This is a genomic window from Streptomyces sp. MBT65 (genome assembly GCF_016612545.1).
In the GTDB taxonomy this organism is placed as follows: domain Bacteria; phylum Actinomycetota; class Actinomycetes; order Streptomycetales; family Streptomycetaceae; genus Streptomyces.
Genome location: NZ_JAENRY010000531.1, coordinates 1 through 3,529 on the forward strand (window position 1 = coordinate 1; position 3,529 = coordinate 3,529).

3 protein-coding genes are annotated in these 3,529 nt (G+C 71.2%); all 3 read left to right on the plus strand.

The features are described 5' to 3' along the window. The first annotated feature begins 255 nt into the window (after window positions 1-255). Window positions 256-735: a DUF1772 domain-containing protein gene (locus JHN63_RS49780; RefSeq protein ID WP_200691742.1), complete on the plus strand. Its 480-nt coding sequence runs from the start codon at window positions 256-258 to the stop codon at window positions 733-735. 143 nt (window positions 736-878) lie between these two features. Then, on the plus strand, window positions 879-2,366 hold the full coding sequence (locus tag JHN63_RS49785; protein WP_200691743.1) for a glutamate synthase subunit beta: 1,488 nt from the start codon (window positions 879-881) through the stop codon (window positions 2,364-2,366). 323 nt (window positions 2,367-2,689) lie between these two features. Beyond that, on the plus strand, window positions 2,690-3,529 hold an 840-nt coding region (locus JHN63_RS49790; protein ID WP_307782182.1), incomplete at its 3' end, for a PEP/pyruvate-binding domain-containing protein.

Below are 3,529 nucleotides of genomic sequence, written 5' to 3' on the forward strand. Positions count from 1 at the left end.
GTGCTGGGGGGATGGAGGGAGGGACAGGCGGGGGCGGAGGCCGAGACCGGGTGAGGAGGTCGACGGGGAGTCCTGCCGTGCCGACATACCGATCTGCCGACATACCGACGCGCCGTCCGCCGGCGAACCGCATGGACGTTCGCGCATGCCCCGGCGATTCTCGGCCATGGCTACCGGATCGGACGCGGCCTTGACTTGTCTCGGTAAGTGGGGATGGGCAGGATCTCGGCTCTACGGGCGGGAGTTGATGACGGCATGATCGGTGAACCGTATGTCACGATGACGGTTCTGGGGGTGCTCGCGACCGGGCTGATGGCCGGGGTGTTCTGTGCCTTCTCCGTGCTGGTCATGCGGGGGCTGGCCGAGTTGCCGCCCGCGCAGGGGGTCGCCGTGATGAACGCGATCAACAGGGCGGCGATGACGCCCGTCTTCATGCTGCTGTTCGTCGGTTCGGCGGTGCTGTGTGCGGTGATCGCGGTGGTCACGTTCGTGCTGTGGCCGGATCAGGGGACCGTGGAGTTGCTGCTGGGCAGCGCGCTGTACCTGTTCGGTTCGTTCGGGCTGACCATCGTCGCGAACGTGCCGCGCAACGAGGCGCTGCTGAAGCTGGACCCGGGCACACCGGAAGCCGCCGCCTACTGGCCGTCGTACGTACGCGAGTGGACGATGTGGAATCACGTCCGCGCGGTCGCCTCGGCCGCCGCCGCGCTGGTCTACATGCTGGCTCTCACCTGAGAGACCGGTGTGCACGCCGCCTCTCACCTGAGGGAAAGCCCTCTCGCCCACTCTGCGCGCCCGGCCGAAGGGCCTTATCGTGGCTGAAAGAGTGCCGCCCGATGACGCACGGCCTGTCGCATGCGGACGCGAGGAAGACGGCCATGGCCGATCCCAAGGGTTTTATGACCACTCCGCGCGAGGAGTGGCCCCGCAGGCCCGTCGAGGAGCGGGTGCGGGACTGGAACGAGGTGTATGTCCCGGGCGCGCTGCTGCCGATCGTCACCCGGCAGGCCGATCGGTGCATGGACTGCGGTGTGCCCTTCTGCCACGACGCCTGTCCGCTCGGGAACCTGATCCCCGAGTGGAACGATCTGGTCAGCCGGGAAGACTGGCGGGCAGCGGCCGACCGGCTGCACGCGACGAACAACTTCCCCGAATTCACCGGGCGGTTGTGCCCGGCGCCGTGCGAGGCGGGGTGTGTGCTCGCCATCAACCAGCCCGCCGTCACCATCAAGAACGTCGAGGTGGCCATCGCGGACCGCGCCTGGAGCGACGGTTTCGCGCCACCCAGACCGCCGGACCGGTTGTCCGGGCGGACGGTCGCGGTGATCGGCTCCGGGCCCACCGGCCTTGCCGCGGCACAGCAGTTGACGCGGGCCGGGCACACGGTCGCCGTGTACGAGCGGGACGACCGGCTCGGCGGGCTGATGCGGTACGGCATCCCCGAGTTCAAGATGGAGAAGCGGCATCTGGAACGGCGGCTGGAGCAGATGCGGGCCGAGGGCACCAAGTTCCGTACGTCGACGACGGTCGGGCGGGACATCGGCGCGGCCGAACTGCGGGCACGCTACGACGCGGTGGTGATCGCCACGGGCGCGACGGCCTGGCGTGAACTGGACGTGCCCGGACGAGAGTTGACCGGTATCCACCAGGCGATGGAGTATCTGCCGCTGGCCAACCGGGTGTGCGAGGGGGACGTGGTGGCGTCGCCCCTGTCCGCCGCCGGGAAGCATGTCGTGATCGTGGGCGGCGGTGACACCGGGGCGGACTGTCTGGGTACGGCGGTGCGTGAAGGGGCCGCGTCCGTCACCCAGTTGGACATCTACGCCCAGCCGGACACCGAGCGCGACGAGGACACGGAGCCCTGGCCGACGTATCCGAAGATCTATCGGCTCTCGGCCGCGCACGAGGAGGCGCGGGATCTGGAGACGGCCCCGGCGGCGGACGCGGACGCGCGGCTGTTCGCGGCGTCGACGCTCCACTTCGAAGGTGACGGGGACGGGCGGGTGCGGTCTCTACACCTGGTCGAAGTCGACGCCGGGCGACGCCCGTTGGAGGGTTCGGGACGCAGCCTTCCCGCGGATCTCGTGCTGCTCGCCCTCGGGTTCACCGGGCCCGACCGGCAGGACGGCCTCATCGATCAACTGCGGTTGGCGATGGCACCGCGCGGCACGATCACCCGGGACGCGGACTTCGCGACGAGCGCGCGCGGGGTGTTCGTCGCGGGGGACGCGGCGCGGGGGCAGTCGCTGATCGTGTGGGCGATCGCGGAGGGGCGGGCGGTGGCGGCGGCCGTCGACCGCTACCTGACGGGGAGTTCTCGACTCCCGGCACCGATCGGCCCGTACGACCGCCCGATGACCGTCTGACGCGAGGGCCCGGGTGCCCTGCTGCCGGATGAGCAGCCGTACGTCCGTGCTCGCACCTGCGGAGGAGGCGGGGCGTACTGCGCCGGTACGAGTCGTCGGGTGGGTTCTCCTCCCGGCTCACGAAATCCTTCGCCGGCGGGCCCGAAAGTGGCTTCCGGCCGACTTGTGGGCCAACAGCGGTGGGATCATCGACGGAGGAGGCGAGTTGTCGTCGGACCTGGGGTGAGGTCCGGCGCAGGGCGCCCCCATCCTTCGTTCCGTCGTCAGGCGCAGGGCCACCCCCGCGCGTCCCCCCTGTTGGCGGTCGGTCCTGGAGGGTGTTGATGACGACGCTCGACGAACGTCATGGTGAGGGCGCGCGGGAGACGGCGGGGACGTACCGTCCGGACACCGCCGGGCCCCTCGATCTCGGTCAACTCGCGGCGGTACAGACCCGGTTCGCCGGTTCCAAGGCGGCGAACCTCGCCCGCGCGGCCCATGCCGGACTGCCCGTGCTTCCCGGGTTCGTGATCCCCGAGGGCGCGGGCGACGACCCCGCCGCCCTGCGCCGCGCCTGGCAGGCCCTCTCCGATTCCGGTGCGCTGCCCCTCGTCGTACGGTCCTCCTCTCCGCAGGAGGACACCGAACTGTCGTCCCTGGCGGGCCAGTTCACCTCCGTGCTCGATGTGCGCGGCTGGTCCGACTTCGTTACGGCGGTGCGGACCGTGCGCGATTCGGCGCACCGGCCCGACGGGTCCACCGCGCCGATGGCCGTGCTGGTGCAGCCGATGCTGACGGCGCGGGTCGGCGGGGTGATGTTCGGCGCCGACCCCGTCGAGGGGCGCGCCGACCGGATGCTGGTGAGCGCGGTGCGCGGCGGCCCGGACAGTCTGGTCAGCGGTGAACAGGCCGGTACCAACTACTGGTTGAGCCGCCGGGGGCGGCTGCTGCGCACCGAACCGCCGACCGCCGAGCCGCTGCTCGCCCCCGCCGAACTACGACGGCTGGCGCGGCTCGCGCGCCGGGCACGGCAGGTGTTCGGCGGGCCGCAGGACATCGAGTTCGGGTTCGACGAGAGCGGGGACAAGCGCGCGGACGAGCACGGGGACGGGCGCCGGAAGCACGGCAACACCGGCAGCGGGCGGCTCTGGAACAACCACAGCCGCCCGCTGCCGGTGTTGCCG

Bases quoted from the DNA above. Each gene is read 5' to 3' on its own strand.
- JHN63_RS49785 (WP_200691743.1), top strand. From the start codon at position 879: ATGGCCGATCCCAAGGGTTTTATGACCACTCCGCGCGAGGAGTGGCCC.
- JHN63_RS49780 (WP_200691742.1), top strand. From the start codon at position 256: ATGATCGGTGAACCGTATGTCACGATGACGGTTCTGGGGGTGCTCGCG.